Origin of the sequence: Pseudomonas sp. ADAK13 (assembly GCF_012935715.1) — a bacterium.
In the GTDB taxonomy this organism is placed as follows: domain Bacteria; phylum Pseudomonadota; class Gammaproteobacteria; order Pseudomonadales; family Pseudomonadaceae; genus Aquipseudomonas.
This window is the reverse complement of sequence record NZ_CP052860.1, coordinates 4,915,985-4,939,189: the sequence shown is the minus strand read 5'-3', so window position 1 is coordinate 4,939,189 and position 23,205 is coordinate 4,915,985. Positions and strand designations below refer to the sequence as shown.

At 55.3% G+C, this 23,205-nt stretch carries 17 protein-coding genes and 4 pseudogenes; 14 read left to right on the top strand and 7 right to left on the bottom strand.

What is annotated here, in order from left to right; all coding sequences use genetic code 11:
- Positions 1–30: 30 nt before the first annotated feature.
- From HKK54_RS22890 to HKK54_RS22880, 3 genes are read right to left on the bottom strand one after another with little or no spacing between them, the layout of a single operon-like run.
- Positions 31–1,431: an aspartate aminotransferase family protein gene (locus HKK54_RS22890; protein ID WP_169387931.1), complete on the bottom strand. Its 1,401-nt coding sequence runs from the start codon at positions 1,429–1,431 to the stop codon at positions 31–33.
- 41 nt (positions 1,432–1,472) lie between these two features.
- A complete protein-coding gene (locus HKK54_RS22885; RefSeq protein ID WP_169389336.1) occupies positions 1,473–2,231 on the bottom strand; it encodes an SDR family NAD(P)-dependent oxidoreductase in 759 nt (252 codons plus the stop codon).
- A 50-nt stretch (positions 2,232–2,281) separates the two neighbouring features.
- Positions 2,282–3,061: an SDR family NAD(P)-dependent oxidoreductase gene (locus HKK54_RS22880; protein ID WP_169387930.1), complete on the bottom strand. Its 780-nt coding sequence runs from the start codon at positions 3,059–3,061 to the stop codon at positions 2,282–2,284.
- A 93-nt stretch (positions 3,062–3,154) separates the two neighbouring features.
- On the opposite strand from HKK54_RS22880, the gene HKK54_RS22875 reads away from it, so the two are divergent.
- The 10 genes and pseudogenes from HKK54_RS22875 (at position 3,155) to HKK54_RS22825 (ending at position 13,138) form a co-directional block, all read left to right on the top strand.
- Entirely contained in the window at positions 3,155–4,060 is a 906-nt protein-coding gene (locus HKK54_RS22875) for a LysR family transcriptional regulator (protein WP_169387929.1), read from the top strand.
- Positions 4,061–4,678: 618 nt separating this feature from the next.
- Complete coding sequence (locus HKK54_RS22870) at positions 4,679–5,710, top strand: histone deacetylase family protein (protein WP_169387928.1); 1,032 nt, start codon at positions 4,679–4,681, stop codon at positions 5,708–5,710.
- A 12-nt stretch (positions 5,711–5,722) separates the two neighbouring features.
- The gene (locus tag HKK54_RS22865; RefSeq protein ID WP_169387927.1) at positions 5,723–6,823 is read left to right on the top strand and encodes a polyamine ABC transporter substrate-binding protein; all 1,101 of its coding nucleotides are present in this window, start codon (positions 5,723–5,725) and stop codon (positions 6,821–6,823) included.
- A 232-nt stretch (positions 6,824–7,055) separates the two neighbouring features.
- Complete coding sequence (gene tnpB, locus HKK54_RS33505; protein ID WP_237150980.1) at positions 7,056–7,685, top strand: IS66 family insertion sequence element accessory protein TnpB; 630 nt, start codon at positions 7,056–7,058, stop codon at positions 7,683–7,685.
- 81 nt (positions 7,686–7,766) lie between these two features.
- Positions 7,767–9,324: pseudogene (tnpC, locus tag HKK54_RS22850) on the top strand (IS66 family transposase).
- 22 nt (positions 9,325–9,346) lie between these two features.
- Positions 9,347–9,850: pseudogene (locus HKK54_RS22845) on the top strand (AAA family ATPase); the annotation flags it as partial.
- 44 nt (positions 9,851–9,894) lie between these two features.
- A complete protein-coding gene (locus HKK54_RS22840) occupies positions 9,895–10,668 on the top strand; it encodes a sulfite exporter TauE/SafE family protein (RefSeq protein WP_237150979.1) in 774 nt (257 codons plus the stop codon).
- 180 nt (positions 10,669–10,848) lie between these two features.
- Positions 10,849–11,106 (top strand): IS66 family insertion sequence element accessory protein TnpB, encoded by a 258-nt coding sequence (gene tnpB / locus HKK54_RS22835; protein ID WP_237151091.1) that lies wholly within the window; start codon positions 10,849–10,851, stop codon positions 11,104–11,106.
- 61 nt (positions 11,107–11,167) lie between these two features.
- Positions 11,168–12,689 (top strand): annotated as a pseudogene (gene tnpC / locus HKK54_RS22830) (IS66 family transposase).
- A gap of 53 nt (positions 12,690–12,742) precedes the next feature.
- Entirely contained in the window at positions 12,743–13,138 is a 396-nt protein-coding gene (locus HKK54_RS22825; RefSeq protein WP_169387924.1) for a VOC family protein, read from the top strand.
- Between the two features lie 553 nt (positions 13,139–13,691).
- Here the strand turns inward: HKK54_RS22825 and HKK54_RS22820 are convergent.
- From HKK54_RS22820 to HKK54_RS22810, 3 genes are all read right to left on the bottom strand, one after another.
- Positions 13,692–14,561, bottom strand: a complete 870-nt coding sequence (locus HKK54_RS22820; RefSeq protein ID WP_169387923.1) for a bile acid:sodium symporter family protein — start codon at positions 14,559–14,561, stop codon at positions 13,692–13,694.
- A 108-nt stretch (positions 14,562–14,669) separates the two neighbouring features.
- The gene (locus tag HKK54_RS22815) at positions 14,670–15,905 is read right to left on the bottom strand and encodes an NADH:flavin oxidoreductase/NADH oxidase family protein (RefSeq protein WP_169387922.1); all 1,236 of its coding nucleotides are present in this window, start codon (positions 15,903–15,905) and stop codon (positions 14,670–14,672) included.
- Between the two features lie 501 nt (positions 15,906–16,406).
- Positions 16,407–16,892, bottom strand: coding sequence for a MerR family transcriptional regulator (locus HKK54_RS22810; RefSeq protein WP_169387921.1), 486 nt, complete (start codon positions 16,890–16,892; stop codon positions 16,407–16,409).
- A gap of 685 nt (positions 16,893–17,577) precedes the next feature.
- Here HKK54_RS22810 and HKK54_RS34035 point away from each other — a divergent pair.
- Positions 17,578–18,165: a tyrosine-type recombinase/integrase gene (locus HKK54_RS34035; protein ID WP_442962311.1), complete on the top strand. Its 588-nt coding sequence runs from the start codon at positions 17,578–17,580 to the stop codon at positions 18,163–18,165.
- A 257-nt stretch (positions 18,166–18,422) separates the two neighbouring features.
- Positions 18,423–20,585: pseudogene (locus tag HKK54_RS33850) on the top strand (tyrosine-type recombinase/integrase).
- Between the two features lie 116 nt (positions 20,586–20,701).
- On the opposite strand, the gene HKK54_RS22790 reads toward HKK54_RS33850, so the two are convergent.
- Entirely contained in the window at positions 20,702–21,676 is a 975-nt protein-coding gene (locus HKK54_RS22790; RefSeq protein WP_169387920.1) for a quinone oxidoreductase family protein, read from the bottom strand.
- A gap of 118 nt (positions 21,677–21,794) precedes the next feature.
- Here HKK54_RS22790 and HKK54_RS22785 point away from each other — a divergent pair, with 118 nt between their 5' ends.
- Together HKK54_RS22785 and HKK54_RS22780 are read left to right on the top strand one after the other, a co-directional pair.
- Entirely contained in the window at positions 21,795–22,661 is an 867-nt protein-coding gene (locus HKK54_RS22785) for a LysR family transcriptional regulator (RefSeq protein WP_169387919.1), read from the top strand.
- A 259-nt stretch (positions 22,662–22,920) separates the two neighbouring features.
- Positions 22,921–23,091, top strand: a complete 171-nt coding sequence (locus HKK54_RS22780; RefSeq protein ID WP_169387918.1) for a hypothetical protein — start codon at positions 22,921–22,923, stop codon at positions 23,089–23,091.
- The last annotated feature ends 114 nt before the right edge of the window (positions 23,092–23,205 follow it).

Sequence of the window (23,205 nt, the reverse complement as noted above, 5' to 3'; positions counted from 1 at the left end):
TTTAAAAGAGATGTTTACTCCATGTCTTTGCTATGTGGACGCGACGCGGGCCCCCGGTATGGCAAGGAGGGCGGTCAAAGCACCATCCAACTCGCCGATCAACCTGTCGAGATCCATATGACTTGTCTGTGGACTGCACAGCGTCATGTTGTGGAACGGTGTGATCAGGATCCCGCGATTGATGAGGTAGAGGTGCAGAGCTATTTGTAGGCTGTCATGGAAGGCCGCCTCGGCTTCAGCTCCATTTCTTGGGGGAGTGGCACAGAACTGGAATTCGCAACGCGCGCCCAGTTCGGCCACAGACCAGTCCAGGCGGTGCTGCTTGAATAAGTACCTAAGCCCCTGGGCCAACCCTGCGGCGAGCGGCAACATGTAGTCGTAGGCCGCTTGCGTCATAACCTCCTCCAAGTTGGCACGCATACAACGCATCGCCAGTGCGTTAGCGGACAGCGTCGTGCCCATGCCGCTGTGACCATGCCCGCCGCTATCCTTGCGGACGTTCTCCTGCGCGTCCGTCATTGCCAAGGCAACCTGCTCGGTAAAGCCAAAGACCGCACAAGGGACGCCACCCGCGATCGGCTTGCCCACCACGAAGAAGTCGGGTTGCAGATCCCACAGTTGAGTACATCCGCCGATGCCGGTAGAAATGGTGTGGGTCTCATCGACGATCAGCAAACTGCCGTATTTGAGGGTTAGTTCCCGACACTTGTGCATGAATCCCGGGTCGGGCAGCACCATGCCAATATTGGTCATCGCCGGTTCGCACATCAGCGCGCAAACATCGCATTGGGCCAACGCGGCTTCCAACGCCTGGATATCGTTGAAGGGGATGGACCGACTGTACTGGGTCATGTCGTAGGCCTGACCGACGAGGCCGGAACGGTGCACGGTTTTGCCATCGCGACAGCGCACCATCACGTCATCCACTGTGCCGTGATAACAGCCGTCGAAAACCAGCAGCGTGTTGCGCCGCGTAATCGCCCGTGCCCAACGCAGCACATTACGATTGGCGTCGGTGGCTGTGGCGGTGACTTGCCAGAAAGGCAGGCCAAAGCGCTGGGCAAGCAATTCACCACAGACCACAGCATCTTCGCCAGGGAGCATAGTGGTCAGCCCCTTGTTCGCCTGCTCAGCGATGGCGCGGGCGATGGGGACTGGCGAATGGCCGAACATGGTACCAGTGTCGCCCAGGCAGAAATCGATGTACTCATGGTCATCGACATCCGTGAAGCGTGCAGCCTTGGCATGCTGGACAAAGAGCGGGGTGGGCATGGACCAGTCACTCATCCAGTGCATGGGCACGCCGTTGAACAAATTGGCCTTGGCCCGTTCTGCAAGCGCCACCGACTTGGGGTTGCTTTCGATGAAACGACGACGCTCGTTCGCAGCAAAAATAGCCACCGCCGATTCACAAATTCCACTTTTCGACATGATCAAACCCTTTTGTCAGGTATCAGCCCAATGGGCAATTGTTAGTTTCCAGCAGAGACGCCGCAATCAATCGCCATGTCCGCGCCGGTGATGGATCGCGCACCGGGTTGGCACAAGAAAAGCGCCAGCTCGGCCACTTCTTGCGGCTGGATGAACCTTGCCCGGGCACCTTGGGGGTACTTGTCCAGCAAATCTTGGTAGTAGGCCTGCGGGCTTCCCTGCCCGTAGTGGGCGGCTTGAAACTTGAGCATTGGGGTTTCGATGTCGCCCGGTGAAATAGCGTTGCAGCGCACGCCAAAGGGTGCCAAGTCCAACGCTAGGGTTTTTGTCAGCAGGGTCACGCCGCCCTTGCTTGCGCAATAGGCAGCAGCGTTTCGATTGCCTTGTCGGCCGGCATCGCTTGAAATATTCAGGATCAAGCCCTCTGACAATTTCAGATGGGGTATAGCGGCAGAGCACATGAAGAACGTGGCCTTGAGGTTCACGTCTAGAACAATGTCGAAATCCTCTTCGGTAAAATCTTCAACCGGACCTTCGCGCCAAACTCCCGCAGCGTTGATCAATACATCGAGCCGCTCCATTGCTGTGACCGCCGCAGCAACGGCCGCGGCACACACCGCTGGTTGGCGGATATCACCGCAAAAAATGCCTGACACCTGATAGTCAACGTGCAGGTCTGCGAGCTTTTCTGCGTCCAAATCCGTCGCGAAAACCTTGAAGTTTTCATTCAAAAAACGTTCAACCAGCGCGCGACCAACACCACCTGCTGCACCAGTGATGAGTACAGTCCGAGGGCCCATGAAACCTCCTGCCAAAATAGAGTTTAAGAACATGTGGCGTGCGGTCAGGCTCAAGGAGCCTTGTTCTCGACCAAGCAATTTCCACCATCCACCACAATGACTTCGCCGGTGATGTAGCTCGCCTCTGAAGACGCAAGGAAAGCTACCGCAGCAGCCACCTCCGCAGGACGTCCGGCCCTGCCAACCGGTGTGTAACCCGCGGCGTTGACTTCCTCGGGTGAACTCGACCCGGTGGCGATCCAGCCAGGAGCGACGCTGTTCACCGTGATCCCTTGCTTGGCCACCTCAAGCGCCAGCCCCATGCTCATGCCAACCATTGCAGCCTTTGCGGCGCTATAGGCTGCTTCACCGGGATTGCTGCATCGAGTGCCAGTGGTGGAGCTGATATTGACGATGCGTCCGTATCCGCGTGCCTGCATGCCGGGCAAAAGTGCTCGCGTAAGAAGAAAGGCCGTAGTTAGGTTTCGAACCAGCGAAAGGTTCCACATATGCAGATCCATAGCCGCTAACTCCGAGAACGGCTCGGGACTTCCTTGCATGGCCATACCGGCGTTGTTAACCAGGATATCGATCCGTCCCCAAATAGACTCGGCCCACAGGCCAAACTCACGCACTTGATGTTCATCGGTAAGATCGGCGGACCGCCCTACGACTTCAAAGCCTTCGGCACGCAACTCTGCAACGCGATCTGCAATGCGGGCGCTGCTCGCCGTGACGATCAATTTGGCCCCGGCCGCCCCTAGCCTTCGGGCAATCGCCATACCGATTCCGAGCTCACTTCCAGCTCCACTGACAAGCGCCACGTGGCCCTGCCCTATAACGTTTTGCATGGCATTCCCCAAGAACGGTTGTTGTGGGGCTGGAATCTAGGTGCATTTATCTGATAAAAAAAGACGATTGTTATCAGATAAGTTGACAACGCTATGGCATTTACCAGCGAGTCAGTAAAAGTATTCCTTTCGGTCGTCGACGGCGGCTCCTTCTCCGCAGCCGCGCGAAAGCTGGGACGGGTGCCTTCGGCAGTCAACATGGCGGTGTCGCAGCTTGAGGCGGAACTGGATATGTTGCTTTTCGACCGTTCAACCCGCAAAGCCATCCCTACGGCAGCCGCAAGAGCATTGGAACCCCAGGCAAGACAAGTCGCGAGTCAATTGAACTTGCTGGACGCGCATGCCCTTCAGCTTCACCAAGGCTTGGAGAGTCGGCTGATTTTGGCCATGGCACCGGAGCTGCAGACGGGAGCTTGGAGCCGCCCGCTGTCTACATTGGCCAAGGAGTTCCCCACGCTTGAAATCGAGGTTCGCTCTGCTTCTCAATCGGAAGCAGTACGCATGCTCCATGAAGGCAGCGTGCAGTTGGCACTGGTGTTCGAGCGGCCGGGAATTGATGAGCGTGAGACCTTCCTTGAGGCAGGAAGCCAGTTACTGGTGGCCGTTGCATCTCCGGATCATCCCGCAGCCGCCGGCAAGAACAGCCCCTTGAATGAAGAGCAGTTAGTGAACATCCGCCAGATTATCGTGGCAACGGGTGAGCCCACCGGCTCTGATCCGCGAGTGGTTCTGTCACGAAGAGTCTGGCTCAGCGATAGTTATCTGGCGACGCTGGACATGGTGCAAGCAGGATTGGGATGGGCCTATCTTCCACAGCCTCTGGTCCAACCGTTGATCGCCACGGGCGTCCTGACTGAAGTGGTCTTTGACAACATGGCTAGTCAGATGCGCTTGTGGGTCGATATCGTCTGGGTCAAAAACCGGCCACTGGGGTTGGGGGCAAGTCGCTACCTGAGCCTGATGCGCGAAATTGTCAGGAGCGGGCCAAGCCGCTTTTAATAAGTTGAGAGGCAATGATGCATCTCTTCCAATTTCAAGTAACCCGTGAAACCTGCCCACTGGTTGGCTAGAAAAACAAAAAACGCCAACAAAATGGAACATCATGCAAACACACAAATAATTGTGCCCGCACATGCACGTTTCCTACTGCGGCGTGCTTGCCGATGCCCGGCTTGTAGGTGCAACTTTCGGTGACGCGTTGCGGCCGTCGCTGCATTATCTGGCTCTGCTGGGAAAACCTTCCAGATGCTCGGCTAGCGCCTCGAGTCGACTTCTACGTGAGCAAGGCCTCAGCGACCAAGAACTGCTCGCGGAACGGCGCTTCGATCAGGCCAAGTAGTTGCGGGCCAAAGATGAGCTACCGGTCTTCGGGATTGCCGAGGCACTAAGCTTAAGCGTACCCCCCTGTTTCAGGCTCGCGTTTGTGCACTGGAGCGGAGTGTCGCCGAGTCAATTTCGGCTCTCGCCCCATTTAAGGGCATGACCGCTTCATTCAGGAGCGAATTTCGGACACTCATGTTGGCCATATTTATCCCATTGTGGCCGTTCCTGCCATTCTCATAAACCCCGCCCGCAGCAAGACTGCATGCACAAACACAGCCTGCGGAAAACAACAATATGCTGACGATTTACTCGGATGATCATCATCTGCACCACGGCCGGAGCGAACTGATGCACGGGCAACTGATGCCCTGCTTTGAAATGCCATCGCGCGCCGATCACGTTTTGCAACGGGTCAAAGATCGCGAACTGGGGCAGGTACGCGCGCCCCACGACTTCGGCTTGGCGCCGCTGCAACGCATCCACAGCGCCGACTATCTAGACTTCTTAAAGGGAGCCTGGCAACGCTGGACCACCTTCGGCCGAGACGGAGACTTGCTGCCGTCCGCCTGGCCCGCTCGCACCTTGCGCCGGGTTATGCCCACCTGCTTGCATGGTCAACTCGGTTATTACAGCTTCGACGGCGGCGCACCGATTACCGCCGGCACCTGGCAAGCTGCCTACAGTGCTGCCCAAGTGGCATTGACTGCGCAACAGGCGGTCCAACAAGGCGCTCGCGGTGCTTTCGCCTTGTGTCGCCCGCCGGGCCATCATGCGGCCAGTGACCTGATGGGCGGCTATTGCTACTTCAATAACGCCGCTATTGCTGCACAGGCCTTCATTGATCAGGGGCACAAGAAAATCGCGATCCTAGACGTCGACTATCACCATGGCAACGGCACCCAATCGATTTTCTATAACCGCAGCGACGTGCTTTTCGCTTCGATACATGGCCACCCCGAAGCGGAGTATCCGTATTTCCTCGGTTACGCAGAGGAGTTGGGTGACGGTGCGGGTGCTGGCTATAACTTCAACTATCCCTTACCCGCAGGCTCAGGTTGGGATACCTGGAGCGCCGCGCTGGAACAGGCTTGCGAGGAAATCGAACGCTATGGCGCCGACATCGTGGTGGTGTCCTTGGGTGTGGACACTTTCAAGGATGATCCGATCTCTCACTTCAAGCTCGACAGCCCGGATTACCTGGCTATGGGTGAACGAATCGCGAAGCTCGGCAAGCCGACGCTGTTCGTGATGGAAGGCGGTTATGCGGTAAAAGAAATCGGCATCAATGCCGTGAACGTTCTCGAAGGTTTTGAAAGCGCCCAATGAGGAATTAGAACAATGAACAGACTCAAATGCCTTATCGCTCCCGCCCTTTGCTTCATGGTGTTCAGTGGTGCCGTTCACGCAGAAGAACAAACGTTACACGTCTACAACTGGTTCGACTACATCACCCCAAAAGCTCTTGAAGATTTCAAGGCACAAAACCCTCAGACCAAACTGGTCTACGATATCTTCGATACCAATGAGGCGCTGGAAGCAAAACTGCTGACCGGAAATTCCGGGTATGACGTGGTGGTGCCGTCGAACGTATTCCTCGCCAAGCAGATTGATGCCGGGGTATTTCAACCGCTGGACCGTAGCAAGCTGCCGAACTGGAACCACCTCGATCCCAAGTTGATGAAGCTGATCGAGGCCAACGACCCCGGCAATAAGTTCGCCGTGCCTTATATGTACGGCACCATCCTGATAGGCTTCAACCCAGCTAAGGTGAAGGCTGCCTTAGGTGAGAACGCGCCGGTGGACAGCTGGGACTTGATCTTCAATGAAGAGAACGTCAGCAAGCTAAAGCAATGCGGGGTGACGCTGCTGGACTCGCCAGCGGATATGTTGCCGCTAGCACTGCAACACCTGGGCTTAGACCCCAACAGCAGCAACCCCAAAGACTACGTCAAAGCCGAAGCGTTGCTGATGAAAATCCGTCCCTACATAGCCTACTTCCACTCCTCCAAGTACATGGCAGATATCGCCAACGGAGACATCTGCGTTGCCGTAGGCTTTTCCGGTAGTTTCTCCCAGGCCGCCAACCGCGCCAAAGAAGCCAAGAACGGCGTGGTAGTCGACATGCGTCTACCGAAAGAGGGCGCACCGATCTGGTACGATATGCTCGCAATTCCCAAGGGAGCAAAAAATCCGGAAGCTGCCTACGCCTTTATCAATTACCTGCTGCAACCCCAGGTGATCGCTCCAATCAGCGACTTTGTCGGTTATCCCAATCCGAACAAGGACGCCACCGAACTGGTTGACCCGGCGATACGCAATAACCCCAACCTGTACCCCACCGAGGCAGCCATGGCGACGCTCTACACTTTAAAGCCGCTCGGCCGCGATGCAGAGCGCGCCAGAACGCGGGCATGGACCAAGATCAAATCAGGAATCTGATAACCTCGAACAAAGGCCCCGCAGCGTTGCGGGGCTTTTCCCTTCAGGAACGACAGCTAACTGATAGCGACTACATGACAATCCTCGCCTGATGGCAACTGCATCGCTCTTTTGTCAGCACGGAAATGCGTACGCGTCCGGCCAAGTTATCTACCCTACCCCGCAATGCCAGGACATGGTGTGCACTTAAATCTAAGTGGGCGCCAGTTCTAGCCTTTTAAGCGGGTCTTTCATGCAGCCACAACGCCGTTCCTACTCCAAATCCTTCAAGGGCCAGGTCATTCAAGAGTGCGCCCAGCCCGGCGCTTCGATTGCCAGCGTCGCACTGAGCCACAGCCTCAACGCGAACCTCGTCCACAAGTTGATTCGGCTGCAATCGCAGAAAAGTGCCGTTCTGCAACCTGCTTTTATCCCCGTGGCTTTACCGTCGTCGGCGTCACGATCAGATATCACCCCGGCCATGATCTGCCTCGAAATCCCAGACCCACGCGGTACCGTCAAAGTGAACTGGCCGACCGAAAGCACGGCTACCCGTGCGACCTTTGCGAGACCTGTTGCGATGATCCGCATCGACTCCATCTGGCTCGCCATCGAGCCGATGGACATGGTCGCCGTGTTCGATGCGGCGCAGCCGCACTGTGCTTATCTGTTTGCCAACCGCCGCGCCAATCGCCTGAAAGTGCTGGTGCATGACGGGCTGGGTATCTGGCTGGCGGTGCGCCGCCTGCATCAGGGCACGTTCTTCTGGCCGGGTTCTCGACACGGCTCTCTGATGGAATTAGGCGCCGAACGACTGCACGCCCTGGTGCTGGGTTTGCCTTGGCAAAGAGTCGGGCCAGGCAGCGCCATTTCCATCCTGTAATCTCTGACACATCCCGCCTGGCCGTGCAATTGTCCGATCAGCCTGTCGTCGGTTTTCGCCTACTCTGGCAAAATCGGCAGCATGACTTCGTTCCCCAATCTCGACCACCTAACCCCTGAACAACTGCGCGCTCTGGCAGCGCAGTTGATGCCGCGTGTCGAGTGTCTCGATCAGACAGTCGAGACAATGGGCAATAAAATCAACCGTGATCAAACAGTCATCGAAAAAACTGACTCACGAGATCGCGCAACTCAAGCGCTTCAAGTTTGCCAAGCGCAGCGAGCAATTAAGCCCGGATCAAGCCAGTCTGCTCGATGACCTGATCGACACCGATATCGCAGCCATCGAAGCCGAACTTGAGGCGCTGCAAGCTGCGCCGGCTTCGACCGAGGCTCGGCAAAAACCTAAACACACCGCGATGCCGCCGCAGTTTCCGCGCACCCTGATCCATCACGAACCCGACTACAGCCACTGCCAGTGCGGCAGCGCACTCAAGCGTATCGGTGAAGATGTCAGCGAGAAGCTGGACTGCACGCCGGACGTGTTTACCATCGAGCGTCATGTGCGTGGCAAGTGGGTATGCGATGACTGCGAAACGCTGATCCAGGCGTCAGTACCTGCGCAAATTATTGACAAGGGCATCCCGAATTCGGGTCTGCTCGCACACGTCATGATCGCCAAGTTTGCTGACCATCTGCCGCTTTATCGTCAGGAATCGATCTTCGGTCGAGCGGGCCTGGCGATTCCACGCTCAACCTTGGCTCAATGGGTTGGCGTGACCGGAGTTCAGTTGCTGCCGCTGGTCGATGCGCTGCGCGACGTGGTACTCGGACAGCAGGTTATTCATGCCGATAAAACACCGGTGTAGATGCTCATGCCGGGAACAAAAAAAACCCACCGCTCCTATGTTTGGGCCTACGCCACCAGCCAGTTCTCGGATGTGGCGGCGGTGGTTATGACTTCAGCCCCAGTCGCGCCGGAGAGCATGCTCGTAACTTTCTGCACGGCTGGAAAGGCAAACTGGTCTGTGACGATTTTGGCGGTTACAAGGCCTGCTTCGAACTCGGCGTGACCGAGATCGGCTGCATGGCCCATGCCCGGCGCAAGTTCTTTGAGTTGCATGCAACCAACAAGAGCCAGATCGCTGAGCAGGCCCTGCACTACATCCAGCTGTTGTACGAAGTCGAGAGCGAAGTCCGCGATCTGGAGCCGGATTTACGGCGCCGAATACGGAAAGAGAAAGCCGTGCCGGCGATGAATAGGCTGCACGCCTGGATGATCACCCAGCGTGACCTCGTGCCCGAAGGCTCAGCCATCAGCAAAGCACCCGATTACAGCCTGAAACGCTGGGCAGCGCTGTCGCGCTACCTTGATGACGGGGCCGTACCCATAGACAACAATTGGGCCGAAAACCAAATCAGGCCATGGGCTCTTGGGGCGCAAGAACTGGCTCTTCGCAGGCTCGCTACGCAGCGGAAAGCGGGTGGCAGCAATCATGAGTCTGAGCCAGTCGGCGCGGCGGAATGGTTATGACTCGTACATTTATTTAAAGGATGTGCTCACGCGCTTGCCGACGCAACGGGTGAGCGAAATCGATCAGATGCTGCCGCATAAGTGGCAGCCACCCAAACAGCGTTAACTCACTAATTTACGGAGATAAAATGCTCATTGTCTTCAGCGGCCTTCCAGGTACCGGAAAAACGACTACCGCAAGTGACCTCGCCACCAGAACAAGTGCCGTGTATCTGAGGATTGATACGATTGAGCAATCTATTCGAAACTCCGGTGCTGTTGCACAAGACGTTGGGCGGAGCGGTTACATGGTCGCCAATGAGCTCGCTCTGAGCATTCTTCGTTTTGGCAGCACGGAAATAGTTGACTGTGTTAACCCAGTAATCGAAAGCCGAAAAGCGTGGAGCGATATCGCTGCACGCTCTGGTGCTCCGTTAGTCAACATCCAAGTGATCTGCTCTGACAAACATGAGCACCAGCGACGGTTAGAAACCAGGAAAATTGATATTCCGAAGCTGACTCCACCGACCTGGCAATCTGTACTGGATCAAGAATATGAGGCTTGGGAAAACGCTCTGTTTACTATAGACACAACCCTGACGTCTCCGGCCAAGGCGGTGGCGATGATCACCGAGAGATTTTTACATAATGAGCAGCGCCAGCTAAAAGCCCGAAGATCACAAGGTGTGATCAGCAGATGCCTATCCTACGCGAGCATTTCAACATGATTGGTCATGAGTGGTTGACAGGCGCCGGTCTGGTTTTCCTCGGAATAATAACGGGATTCGTTGGAAGCAATACGGGTGGGAGTGTGTTTTTAACCGTCCCGGTGATGATCTGGCTGGGGATTCCACCTCAATCGTCGATCGCCACCGCGCGCTTGGCCTCCGTAGGCACCATGGTTGCAGGGCTGCGGCACTTCCATAATAAGGGAAAGGTCGATTATGCGCTTGCGGTTCGGGCTGCGGCACTGGGGCTGGCCGGGGCTCTGGGAGGAGCCAGCCTTCTTCTTCAAATAGATCCCGCGCTGCTGCATAAAGTAATTGGCGGCCTGACGTTGCTGCTGGTGGCACTCTCCCTTATAAAAAAACCGCGTAGCTGCGAAACACCTCCTTCAGCGATCAGGCGCCTGTTTGGCTATATCCTCTTCATCCCAGTAGGAATGATTGGTGGGTTATTGGGTGGACAAGCCAAACTCTCGACGTATTTATTCATTATCTTTTTCAGAAAAACAATCAGCGAATCGGTGGGCACCCGCAAAGTCGGTGGGCTAGTCCTCTCCGTGGGCTCACTCATAATTTTTGGCGTCAGCGGCATCATTAACTGGCCTTACGGACTCTGCCTGGTTACTGGAACGCTATTGGGTGCAAATGCCGGCGCGAAGTTTGCGTTACAGAAGGGCGACCAGTGGATGGAGTCAGTTTTTAATATAATCGTAATCGCGCTGGCATTGAGAATGCTGTTCTGGTGAGCAGAAATCACGCAGACCATCCAAATTGGAAGATGTGTTCACGAAACGCTTACAAATTGCCGTTCTGCCGCTGCCTGCGCGACCTTTCTTCGAGACCTGCTGCGATGATCCGCATCGACGCCATCTGGCTCGCCACCGAGCCCATGGATATGCGCGTCGGCAGAGACCGCGTTGGCCAGGGTGATCACGGTGTTCGGTGCGGCGAAGCCGCACTGTGCCTATCTCTTCGCCAATCGCCGAGCCAACCGGATGAAAGTTTTAGTGCATGACGGAGTGGGCATTTGGCTTGCGGCACGACGATTAAACCAAGGAAAGTTTCACTGGCCTGGCATCCATCGCGGATCGGAAGTCGAACTCGATAACGAGCAACTTCAAGCCTTGGTGCTGGGTTTACCGTGGCAGCGAGTCGGCGCGGGCGGCTCGATCACACTGCTGTAGCACCTGCCATTAGCCTATCGGTTTATCGCCGCTGGCCGCCTGCTCTGGCACAATCAGCAGCATGACTTCCTCGCCCAATCTCGATCAAATGACACCGGAACAGCTGCGTGCCTTGGCCGAACAGGCCTTGCGGTTGCTGTCCCAGGTCGATTCGATGGGCCAGAAAATCCACCGCCTTGAAACGGTCAACGAGCAACTCGCTCATGAGATCGCCATCCTCAAGCGACACAAGTTCGCCAAGCGCAGCGAACAGCTAAGCCCTGACCTAGGTAGCTTGCTCGACGACCTGCTCGACACTGATATCGCGGCTATCGAGGCCGAGCTGAAAGCGGTCAATCCGCCACCTGCACCGACCGAGCTACGTCAGAAACCCAAGCGTGCGCCGCTGCCACCGCAGTTCCCACGGACTGTGATCCGTCACGAGCCAGAAAACACCCCGTGCGTCTGCGGCTGCCAACTTCAGCGCATTGGCGAAGACGTCAGTGAGAAGCTCGATTACACACCTGGCGTATTCACCGTCGAGCAGCATGTGCGTGGAAAATGGGCCTGCCGTCAGTGCGAAATACTGATCCAGGCCCCCGTGCCGCCGCAGGTGATCGACAAGGGCATCCCCACTGCCGGCCTGCTGGCTCATGTGATGGTGGCGAAGTTCGCTGACCACTTGCCGCTGTACCGGCAAGAGAAAATCTTTGGCCGCGCTGGGTTGATGATCGCCCGCTCGACGCTGGCGCAGTGGGTTGGACAAACCGGCGTGCAGCTTCAGCCTTTGGTCGATGCGCTGCGCGAAGCGGTGCTGTCCGAGGGCGTGATCCACGCCGATGAGACCCCGGTTCAAATGCTGGCGCCGGGTGAGAGGGAAACTCACCGCACGTATGTTTGGGCCTACAGCACCACGCCGTTTTCGGCGCTCAAGGCCGTGGTTTACGACTTCAGTCCCAGCCGTGCCGGTGAGCATGCGCGCAACTTCCTTGGGAAGTGGAACGGCAAGCTGGTGTGCGACGATTTTGCAGGCTACAAAGCCGGTTTTGAGAAAGGCATGACTGAAATTGGCCGCATGGCTCACGCAGGCCGGAAGTTTTTCGATCTGCACGTGGCGAACAAAAGCCAGTTGGCCGAACAGATGCTGCACTCGATTGGCGGCTTGTACGAGGTTGAACGCCTGGCACGAGACATGAGCAATGAGGATCGTTGGCGAATACGCCAGGTAAAGGCAGCACCGATCATCAAAACGCTGCATGACTGGATGTTGGACCAGCGTGATCTGGCGCCCAACGGATCGGCAACAGCCAAAGCCCTGGATTACAGCCTTAAACGCTGGGTAGCGCTGACGCGCTACCTGGACGAAGGGGCTGTGCCCATTGACAACAACCAGGTCGAGAACCAGGTCCGCCCGTGGGCACTTGGACGCTCAAACTGGTTTTTTGCCGGATCACTGCGCGGCGGCGATCATGAGTTTGATCCAGTCGGCGCGGCTCAACGGGCATGATCCGTATGCTTATTTGAAGGACGTCCTCACGCGCCTGCCGACGCAGAGGGCGAGTGAAATCGGTAACCTTTTGCCGCATCAATGGGTGCCCGCCTAACTTACACAAGGTAAGTTGGGTGGACGCATACCCTAATCCCATCGGAGCGCCTCATGTTCAGCCATATCACAATCGGCACCAACGACCTCGCCAGCGCCACAAACTTCTATGGGCGGCTACTTACACCGCTAGGCATCACGTTGCTTGCCCTCAAGCACAATCCTGAACGCGTTCTATTCACCCAAAGCACGACTGACTCAGGTACGGCGTTCTGCATCTATAGCCCTCTAAATGGCGAACGCGCGACACCAGGTAACGGGTCGATGGTTGCGTTCGAAGCCCAAACGCGGGCGCAGGTTGATGACTTCTACGCGATTGCTATGGCTAACGGGGCATCAGACGAAGGCGCACCAGGGCTGCGTCCTCAGTACTCTCCGGATTATTACGGTGCTTACATCAGAGACCCCGACGGCAACAGGATATGTTGCGTATGCCACAGCGCTGACTGACCTTCGACTTCTGGTTGCCGACTCAGCGGGTTCTGAGTCACGCAAGGTGACTTGGGCAGACGCTTACGTTGAGCGCACACTAGGCATAGGTGTGTTCAAAAAATCAGGTATTCGGTCCGATCAATTTGCAGGCTATATGCGGAACTGTTTGGCGTCAGGTCCGACCCAGGCGGGCTCCCACTAAACAGCTTTTCCTGTGTACTGTGTGTACTGGAGGAAAGCATGCCCTTACCAATTGCTCTGGCAAAGGTAAATTTGCTGCCACTGGCATTGCCTAGGATTACAATTCTTAACACGGGATACTTTCTGTTGCGAAAAAACTGATACTTGCGCAGGCCTTGAGTGACCGATGGAACGTTAGGTCAATAGCACTTCAGAGATGAGTTGGTGCCCATTTGTGCTGTCGCCAGATGTGGAGCAAAAAATAATCCTAGTTGTGCCTATTGAACATTCATTCCTGCCGATTGTTGCATAATGCAAATTGCTACCTTGTGGTAGAACGGTGACCTTTCACACGTCGCAACGTGGTGGTCAGCCGTCCATTCGTTTCTCTTTACACAGCTGACTTGATCGTCATACGGCCGTAGCCGATCAGGCCGAAGCCGAAGAGATACATGAGCAGGCCGTAGAGGGCTGCCGGCACAGCCGTTTCAGGTGAGTTCATCATGTTGATTGCAATCAGCATGCCTATGGCGGCATTCCTGACGCTCATGCCCACCACCACGGAAATAGCTTCCACTGCATATATACCAAGCAGGCGAGATCCGAGAAACCCGAGCACAATGCCGCAGATGCTCAGAGCGACCACCGCAGGCCCGGCAGTGGTGAGAATTTTCGCCCATTGGTCGACTACCGAAACGCTAATTCCGATGATCAAGGTAAGTAGCACGACCGCACCGAAGACACTCACTGCGCGCTCAATCCGAGCGGCTAACGCGGGGGCCTTGTAGCGAGTAAACATACCGACGAGGACTGGGATCAGGACGATACATACTAACATACTGATGGTTTCTAGCACCGGCAGGTAGACGCGTGTATCGGCATCGACGAAACGCTCAAGGGCAAAGTTCACGAAAAGTGGCAAGGTCACGATCGTTGCCAGGCTGCCAACGACGGTCATTGCGATCGACAGTGCAAGCTTGCCTCGCGCCAGGAACGAGATCAAGTTGGAGGTAGTACCGATAGGACAGGCGGCGATAATAACCAGGCCGACCGCTATCTCTGGAGGTAGTCGCAGCAACATGGCCAAAAGGATGCCCACTATCGGCAACAGCAGTAGCGCCGCCACGCTACCCCATATTAGCGCCTTCGGACTTGAGGCCACGCGATAAAAGTCCGACGGCACGAGCGTCATGCCCATGCCTGCCATGATGATGAACAGCGCAGCCGGTAGGCCTATCTCTATCAGTACTGATTGCTCCATTTCTTTAATTCCTTATTTTGGATCGTGTGCTGATGGATTTTGTGCCATACACCCCTCAACTATGGGATTTCGTTTTACTTCCGGCACTGCTGGCGTTCTCATCTGACGTCAGTTGTGCACGCGCTGCGTCATTCTTCGGCGGTACTGGCGGGTACGGAGTGCATTTGCTATCTGTTGTATGATTAGCGCCCGCAAAGGCGAAACATGCGGATTGGGCGCCTTACCCACGCTCAGCTTGCGTAACTGGAACTTGACGACAGCCATGTTCGCCAAGGAAGCCAGTGCCTTGTTCTTCCAAGTTATTGCCTGTAGTTCTGGGGCACTGTCCTTGCCTATACGCCAGTCACGCGGTAGATACGGATCGATGGCCAAAGCCGTACCGATACCGACCATGTCCACTTCGCTGTTAATCACTTTTTCAGCAACTGGCTGACGGCGGATTCCTCCGGTGACCATCACGGGCATCTTAGCTACCGTCCGGATCTCGCGGGCAAACTCCAGGAAATAGGCTTCACGGGCGAGCGTGCGGCCGTCCCGGGAATCTCCCTGCATGGCGGGGGCTTCGTAGCTCCCTCCCGACAGCTCGACCAAGTCGACGTCCAACTTGTTGAGCAGTGTGACCACGTGCAGGGCATCGTCAGTACTAAAACCACCGCGCTGGAAATCTGCGGAGTTGAGCTTGACAGCAACCGCAAATCGGGAAGATACCACTGCGCGAACAGCTTTGACGATCTCCAGCAATAAGCGGGCGCGGTTTTCCAAAGATCCCCCCCACTCATCCGTTCTGTGATTGGTGAGTGGTGAAAGAAACTGGCTCAGCAAGTAGCCATGGGCTGCATGTATTTCCACACCAGTGAAACCGGCCAGTTCCCCCAGCTGGGCGGTACGGGCGAATCGCTGAATCACCTCGTTGATGACATTCTGCGTCATTTCATAGGGCGTGTTGAAATGCTTGGACATCTTGCCCAGATTCAAGGGGACCGCCGAGGGAGCCCAAGTCTTTTGTCCCAGATTGGCTCGCATCTGGCGGCCGGGATGATTGATCTGCAGCCAAAATTGCGCCCCTCTGGAGCGGCCAACCTGGGCCCAGCGCTTGAACCTATCCAGGTGCCTGTCATCCTCAAGGACCACGCCGCCTGGGCCTGTCATTGCGCGGTTGTCGACCATTACGTTGCCAGTGATGATCAGGCCGGCCGCGCCATCCGCCCAAGCCTGATAGAGACGCATCAACTTCTCGGACGGAGCATGGTCATTATCCGCCATGTTCTCTTCCATAGCGGCCTTAGCGATGCGGTTCGGAATGCTCGAACCGTTGGGGAGTGTTAACTTGTCGAACACGTTCATTAGGAAAACCTCGGTTTATCGTGCCCTTACTCTAAGGTTAAAGCTGGCTTTAATGTCAACATGTCTTTTCGAGGTTTTCTACTTGAGATTGATGCAGAACAAAGACTCGGTATTTCGAGCGTCGGTTACCTCTAGACAAGTGGGAAGCTCGCTACTGACTTTGATATTCGGATCGCTTCATTCGTCATTGCGGCCAGCAACGCGGGGATTACTTGCTGCTCCAATGTTCTGGTTTTAGCTGCCAGTAATCTATTTCGGAGTTGTGCGGACGGGTGCTGGCGTTTGAGTCCGTATGGAGGCACTGTCAGTTTTAGTCGCGATAAGGGCATTCATAGTGAACACCTTCATCAATCCCATACGCTTCCTGATGAAGCTGTTCTGGTAGCTCAAGGGCGGGTATCTTCGTCAATCAGTGGCACCATCGGTTATACGTTGGGCCATGGTGATCATTTATGTGGCGGCGCGAGTTCGATGGTGGGAGTGTCACTTGATGATATGCAGTCATCCGTTGTTGGTCGGACGACTCTTGGATGGCCCGCGCTCGCTTAACGAGCTGTCTTGGATCGTGGGGCGCGATTTTTTCTGTTCGCCCTGCACCCACGACAATACTCTTTTAGCGTTGGCAGCGCAGTCGATATCTGCTGGCTTCGCCTCAATCTCCGCTGTCAGCGCAACGATTTGCGCCTTGGCCTGCACCAGTCGCTCCTCCAGCGCCTCAATATCCCGCACCTTGCTACGGAGTGTTTCGAGCAATGCACCATGCTCCCATTGAGATAGGTCGGAGGGCAGTAGTGTGCGAAGCTCATCGAGGCTGAAGCCCGCCTTCTGCGCGGTCTTGATCAGATTGAGTACCATAACTGCTTCACTCGGATAGGCGCGGTAGCCGTTTGCTTGGCGCTTTACCATCTTCAAAAGACCTATGCTTTCGTAGAACCGGATACGCGAAGGAGCAAGGCCAGTTTGCTCCGCCAACTCGCCAATTTTCATGTTTTAAGGCTCCTTTATCTGTTGATTTGGCGCTGAGCTCCATTTTAACATTAAAGTATTCGGCTAGGTTTTCTAGAATGACGTTGTTATACGCCAGCACAAAGGCACTTACGTTTTCCCGCTTGGGCAGGAAAAAGCTAAGGTGATTAATATCCGCAAAAAAGTCAGCAACGGACAAAGTGACAGAACGCCGATAGCTGCGGCTAGATATCTAGCGAGGTTGGCAAGATATATCTTCAAATCGCAATTGGTCTTGAAACGTAAATTCGAGGGCCGGCTTGGGTGACAGTAAAAAGCCACTGACCGCGAGACACTCGCGATATCTAAACCAGACGGCGCCGGACGATCTTCAGGATGCGCGCGTAAACTCTCCGAAAAACCGTACCAACCTGTTGCTATCTCGCCACCGGCGTTCGGCAATACCGTGATCCATCGACTAAACGCTCGAGTAAGTTAGGTGGAAGGCTTTTTCTTGAGCTGGGCTGAACCCTCTGGCGTTCTGGGGATACACCCATGACTTCCACGCCCTCCTATGCCGTGATTTTTAAACCGCTACTCCAGTGTTGACGAGTGGCTGCAACTGCTCGGTAACCTGGGCCGTGCACCGGCTACGCTCGATGCGTATGCGCGGGGTCTGGCGCATTACCTGTGCTACTGCGAAACCGCTGGGTGGGACGCTGAAGCCGTGACTTTTGAGCAGATCACCCTCTACATCCGCCAACTTCTACCCGGTCAAGCCAACGCGGTGGCGAATGCCACCTTGCACCAACGCCTCACCGCCCTCCGCTTATGGTACGACCACTTGGTCTTTCAGGGCCTTCGCGAGCAAAACCCCGTGCCGCGCGGACAACATACGCGTCTGCTCCACCCACCGACTCACGCGGGGTTTACCCGGGGCCTGGTGCCTCGTCTGGTCAAACTACCCAACATCCTCAACGATGAACAATGGCGGCATCTCTTGAGCATTGCCGCCAGCGCGTCGGTGCGCGACCGACTGATACTCTCGCTGGCTTATTGTGGGGCACTACGGCGCGCGGAATTGGTGGCCTTAAGAGTCGAAGATCTTGACGTGGCTCACCGACTGATCTCGGTGCGGGCTGAAACAACTAAGGGCCGACTTAGCCGAGTGGTGTGCTACACCCCCGCCATTGCCCCCCGTCTTGATGACCCACCTTCAACAGCTTCACCGTACCGGGTGGACAAAAGGCCCCCTGTTTCGCTCCGATTCAGACCGCAACCGGGGCGCGGGGCTGACACGCTGGACCTGGAGTAAAACAGTAGAGGCCTGGGCCAGGCAGTCGGACCTTGACGGTCTCAGCACGCACACCTTCCGCCACCTGCGGCTGACGCATTTGGCTCGCGCAGGCTGGAAGCTCCATGAGCTCACGGCCTACGCCGGTGATCGCGATCCGCCCCCCCCCGGATATACCTGCACTTATCCGGCGCAGACCTAACCGCGAAAATGGCGAAATCAGTGGGTAGCCTGGATGAGCGGTTGTTCAGTGAGCTCTTTAGTTCGGAGTCATTGTCATGAACCTTGCACCGGTAGCGGATTATGTAGCGTTTGATGCGGGTCGGTATACGCGGCAAGAGGTGCTGTCCGATGATGAGCAGGTCGTGCTTTCTAATCACTTTTACCGTTCTGATTGGCCTTATCTGCAATCGATAATGCCGGGGCTTATAAATCCCCTGATTGACCTCGTCGTCTACAGTGGAGTGTCTGATCGATTGGCCGCGCCGTCAGTAGCGACCATACTGTGGCAGATCAGCAAGATTGGCAGCCCCTATTGGGCCTGGTCAGACATGCAATGGCTCGACTTACTCAACACTCGAGCAGGATCTCGTCCGTACCTGGCGGCGGTCGCTTACCAACTGGGAGGCTTTCATACGCCCCAACGCATCGCGAAATTTCGCCAATCGGCGATCTACGCATCCTTTATCTCTGGCCACTCGATATTCGAATCTGAACATGCGCGTTTAAGCAAGGTGTTGAAATCACTGGGATATGAGGCACGTCACCTCAAGCAATTTCTGAGCAGTGTGCTCGGTGCACTGATGTTGGAAAATGGCGACCCGCGGCTTGAAACCTTCACAGAAGCGCTTTTGTTGAAAGGCCAGGCGCATCGAAGCGAAGGTGTGGCCAGATCGGTTGGAAAGGTTTCGCACGGGCTGGCTGCGCTGGGGATTTTGGAAAAACCACTGCGCATGCGCAGCTATGTGAGCTGGTGTACAAAAAGCATTGAGGGCATTGATCCGGCTGGGTCAATTGGTGTCGTCGATGGCGAGACACCTCAACCTTGCGTCCCCGTACTCGGGAAAGCAACTACAGTTTTATCTTGAGAACCGGCATCTGGCTCGCGCGTGAGCAACCTGGGGTTAGCTCCCCTGTTGATTGGAGCATGTCGACCTGCGCCGCGTTTATTGCATCGGTTGATCGCATGACCGTCGGTGAATGGGCTCTGCCGTCGGGGCGTGGTACCAAGCTCAGGAGGCTTGGCCTACCGATCGCGCCCAATTCAAAAGGTTGTTTTTTGCATGCCATGCGACGGTTTTTTATCGACGTTGAGCTGTGGGGCTGGGCGCGCTTGAAATTCAGTCCTCGGCACCATCTGGCGACTCCTCAGTCCGTGGCCTTCAATTCGGGTATCAACCCTCGCATCATTGACGATTCAAGCTGGCTCAAATTGATCTGGGCCAGTCTTAATTTAGAACGCAAGGATTTGCTCTCGGAAATTCATTACCCGCTGTCCATGGTCCAAGCAATGGCCGTCGTATGGACGCATTCGGGGCTGCGCAGCAATGAAATTAGGCGACTTGCCATCGGTTGCCCCCATACTCAGTCGAGCGATGTCGTGCATGAAGACGGTAACACCGTTCCTGCAGGAACCTTGTGCTACCTTGATATTCCGGCCAGTAAAACGTTTAAAGCCTTCGTCAAACCCGTAGCAGCCGTAGTCAAAGAGCGCATTGACGGCTGGCTGCTCGAAAGGCCCGTCAATCAAGCATCGCTGCTGGATGAGCGGACGGGTGAAAAAAGTCAGCTACCTGTTCCAGTTTCGCGGTAAACGCATGGGGGCTGGTGTCATCAATAGCACGATCATTCCCATGCTTTGCGCTAAAGCCGGTGTGCCACTGGAGGACAGCCGTGGCCGTATTACTAGTCACCGTGGTCGAGCGTCCGCAGTGACGGCGCTGGCCAGCGTTCCACAGGGCATGTCACTGATTGAATTGATGCAGTGGTCGGGACACAGCTCACCGAGTTCGACGTTGCATTATATTCGGATCCGATCCACCAAGCTGGCGGCCTCTTTTGCCAAGGCCGATCAGATGTCGCACATAGTGTCATTACTCATTGACCATGATGTCATCTCCCGCCAGGCGCAAGAACCCTACGCATTTTATGACTTAGGCGACTCGTATTGCTCGAATCCGTTTTGGAGCAGTTGCCCGCACCGCATGGCTTGTGCTGGATGTGATTTTAACCTGCCGAAAGCCAGCGCTCGGGCCCAGGCCCTGGAAAGCAAAGTTTCAATTGGACGTTACCTGGAGGCGGTGCCGTTGACGGTGGATGAACGGGCCATTGTGGATGGCGACTTGGAAAAGCTCGACAGCATGATTCGAAAGCTGGACAAAGTGCCAATTCTGGATGGTGGGACGCCGAGCGAGATAGATGCGAGTAAAGGACAGCAATAGACTGTAGCCCCATTACAACTTGGTGGTCGAATTTAATCCGAAACGTTTTTGGCGCCCGACTCGTTGATGCTCTTACACTTGAAAAGGTCAAATCTAAGCGTCGTTTTAGTCCGCTGTCATACCATGAGGATCACACTCCCCGTCGTCTTGCCTAATTCCAGGTCAGCGTGAGCCCTTGCAGCGTCTATTAGCGGATAGCGCGCACCGATCGGTGTGATCATGCCGTCCATCAGTACTTCTAATAGCTCGTCGGTTCCTGTTTTGTATAACTGTGGATCATTTGCGTACAGAAGAGAGCTGGGTCGTATAAGAGAGATTGAGCGGGTGAAGCCCAGATCTTCGACCCGTACCGGTGGAATCGGCCCGGCAGGCTGACCTAGGCTCGCGACAACTCCAAAAGGTCGGACGACGCTCAATGATTGGTTCACCATGCTGCCTCCGATGCCATCGATTGCAAGATGGACACCCTTTCCATCTGACAAGCGCACGGCTTCTTCTGCCCAATCACCGTTAGGATGCAAAAGCACAAAGTCGGCACCTGCTTGGCGAGCAAGCGCTACCTTTTCAACTGAGCCAACAGTGCCAATGACGTTGGCACCAAGCCGTTTCGCCCAGCGAATAACGATCTGCCCCAATCCCCCTGCCGCTGCATGGACAAGAATCCAATCGCCCTGCTTCGTCGCATGAACTTTGTGTAAGAGCATATGCGCGGTGAGCCCGCGTAGCATGGAACTGCCAGCTGCCTCGAAAGACACCTCGTCAGGAAGCTTAACGAGTCGGCTCTCAGGGAGCAGGCGCGACTCCGTATAGGCTCCGAGCGCTCCGCCTGCATAGGCAACCCGGTCGCCCGGTCGTAAATGGCTTACTTCCTTACCGATACTAACCACCACGCCAGCACCTTCGAAGCCGAGAACGGCTGGAAGCGTCGCAACCGGGTAAAGACCACTTCGAAAATAGGTGTCGACAAAATTGACGCCGATCACCGATTGGGTAACTAACACCTCAAGGGGTCCAGGACTTCCGACTTTGATATCAATTGGTTGTAAGACATCCGGATCACCGGTTCGCGTCATCGCCATAGAAAGATTCATTTTTTCTTTGCCCCCTAATACGTTAATCCGGCTTCAGCCCGTAAACGGAAGGCTATTCTTGGCGTGCTTATCATGTAAATTCCACATACATGCAATGCTAATGTGAGAATTTGCACCGATGTTTGACTGGGAAAACATGCGTAATTTTTTAGCTGTGGCGAAATCTGGGACGCTCTCGGGTGCCGCACGCGAATTGGGAGTGGACCACGCGACAGTCGGTCGACGAGTCGCGGCGCTTGAGGCTGAACTGCAAACGGTTTTAGTCGAGCGTCTGCCACGAGCATGCCGCCTGACGGCAGCGGGCGCAGTGATCGCTGAACAGGCAAGGCGCATGGAGAGCGTCGCGTTCGACGTCACTCGGCAGGTGAAGTCCGATCAGGTGTCGTTGAATGGGCGCGTTACATTAAGCGCATCCCCTGTGCTCACCACTCACTTCATCGCGCCACGCATGTTGGATTTCCGCCAGAAGTATCCGGATATTCAGTTATCGATCAGCGCGCAGGCGCATCAGGTCTCTCTAAGCCGTGGTGAAGCAGATATCGCCGTCCGGCACGTTCGCCCGAGCGAACCGAGTAACGTCGCTCGGCGGGTGGGAACGATGCGGTTCGAGCTATACGCAAGCCATATTTATTCGGATCTTCCGATACCGGAGAATTGGGCGTTCATTGCATATCAAAAAGAGTTCTCCGATATGCCCCAACAAAGATGGCTACTTGAGATAGCAGGCAACCGCAAAGTGGTGTGCGAACTTAGCGATATTAGCAGCCATCTAATTGCCGCTCGATCTGGCGTGGGGGTTGCCGGTCTGCCTTGCTTTTTGGGTGATGCAGATTCAGCGTTAATAAAGTTAGAGCATGACGGGATGTCGTTTTCACGTGATATTTGGTTAGTCACCCACCGGGACATGAAACGCTCAATAATTGTGCGTACTGTGATGGATTATTTTGCTGAGTCTTTTGCGAACAATATGGACCTACGACCTTGAGCATTTTTGGTTAGTTACGCAATAACCTTTCTATATTGATACGCTTATTCGGGCGCTCTCTGGTGATCTGACATGCGGCGGCTTTCATTGATGAATCGACGTGTAGAAAGCTAAGGAGAGTCATCATAAATACAGATTGCGTATTAGGAGCCACGAGGAGAAAAAATATTCACTCCCATTGAATTTCTATTCCACATAAAAAAAATACTTCAGCCGCACGCCCCTTAGACCTGGGCTGCATGACCTCCAGGTGGATACCATGAAACTAATTAAGCAGAATAACGCCCGCATTTGCACCGTTCTCACCCTTGATGTACCGCTCGAAGACTTCGACCATCTGCGGAGTGAAATACACCAGCCGTCCGCAAGTTGGATCTTTCCAGGTAATTTCAAACCATATGGGCGCACCTTAATCATGGAAGAACTGTGACATACCCGTTGAACGGGTTGTGCGCTATCTGATGATCCAAGCGGATAAGGGAGACCACACCGTACCGGCAGATTCAGGGCTACCGGCAGATTGAGGTGATACTGATCACGGCAA

Coding starts and splice junctions, on each gene's coding strand:
- HKK54_RS22890 (WP_169387931.1), bottom strand. CDS start 1,431: ATGTCGAAAAGTGGAATTTGTGAATCGGCGGTGGCTATTTTTGCTGCG.
- HKK54_RS22885 (WP_169389336.1), bottom strand. CDS start 2,231: ATGGGCCCTCGGACTGTACTCATCACTGGTGCAGCAGGTGGTGTTGGT.
- HKK54_RS22880 (WP_169387930.1), bottom strand. CDS start 3,061: ATGCAAAACGTTATAGGGCAGGGCCACGTGGCGCTTGTCAGTGGAGCT.
- HKK54_RS22875 (WP_169387929.1), top strand. CDS start 3,155: ATGGCATTTACCAGCGAGTCAGTAAAAGTATTCCTTTCGGTCGTCGAC.
- HKK54_RS22870 (WP_169387928.1), top strand. CDS start 4,679: ATGCTGACGATTTACTCGGATGATCATCATCTGCACCACGGCCGGAGC.
- HKK54_RS22865 (WP_169387927.1), top strand. CDS start 5,723: ATGAACAGACTCAAATGCCTTATCGCTCCCGCCCTTTGCTTCATGGTG.
- tnpB (WP_237150980.1), top strand. CDS start 7,056: ATGCAGCCACAACGCCGTTCCTACTCCAAATCCTTCAAGGGCCAGGTC.
- HKK54_RS22840 (WP_237150979.1), top strand. CDS start 9,895: ATGCCTATCCTACGCGAGCATTTCAACATGATTGGTCATGAGTGGTTG.
- HKK54_RS22825 (WP_169387924.1), top strand. CDS start 12,743: ATGTTCAGCCATATCACAATCGGCACCAACGACCTCGCCAGCGCCACA.
- HKK54_RS22820 (WP_169387923.1), bottom strand. CDS start 14,561: ATGGAGCAATCAGTACTGATAGAGATAGGCCTACCGGCTGCGCTGTTC.
- HKK54_RS22815 (WP_169387922.1), bottom strand. CDS start 15,905: ATGAACGTGTTCGACAAGTTAACACTCCCCAACGGTTCGAGCATTCCG.
- HKK54_RS22810 (WP_169387921.1), bottom strand. CDS start 16,892: ATGAAAATTGGCGAGTTGGCGGAGCAAACTGGCCTTGCTCCTTCGCGT.
- HKK54_RS22790 (WP_169387920.1), bottom strand. CDS start 21,676: ATGAATCTTTCTATGGCGATGACGCGAACCGGTGATCCGGATGTCTTA.
- HKK54_RS22785 (WP_169387919.1), top strand. CDS start 21,795: ATGTTTGACTGGGAAAACATGCGTAATTTTTTAGCTGTGGCGAAATCT.
- HKK54_RS22780 (WP_169387918.1), top strand. CDS start 22,921: ATGAAACTAATTAAGCAGAATAACGCCCGCATTTGCACCGTTCTCACC.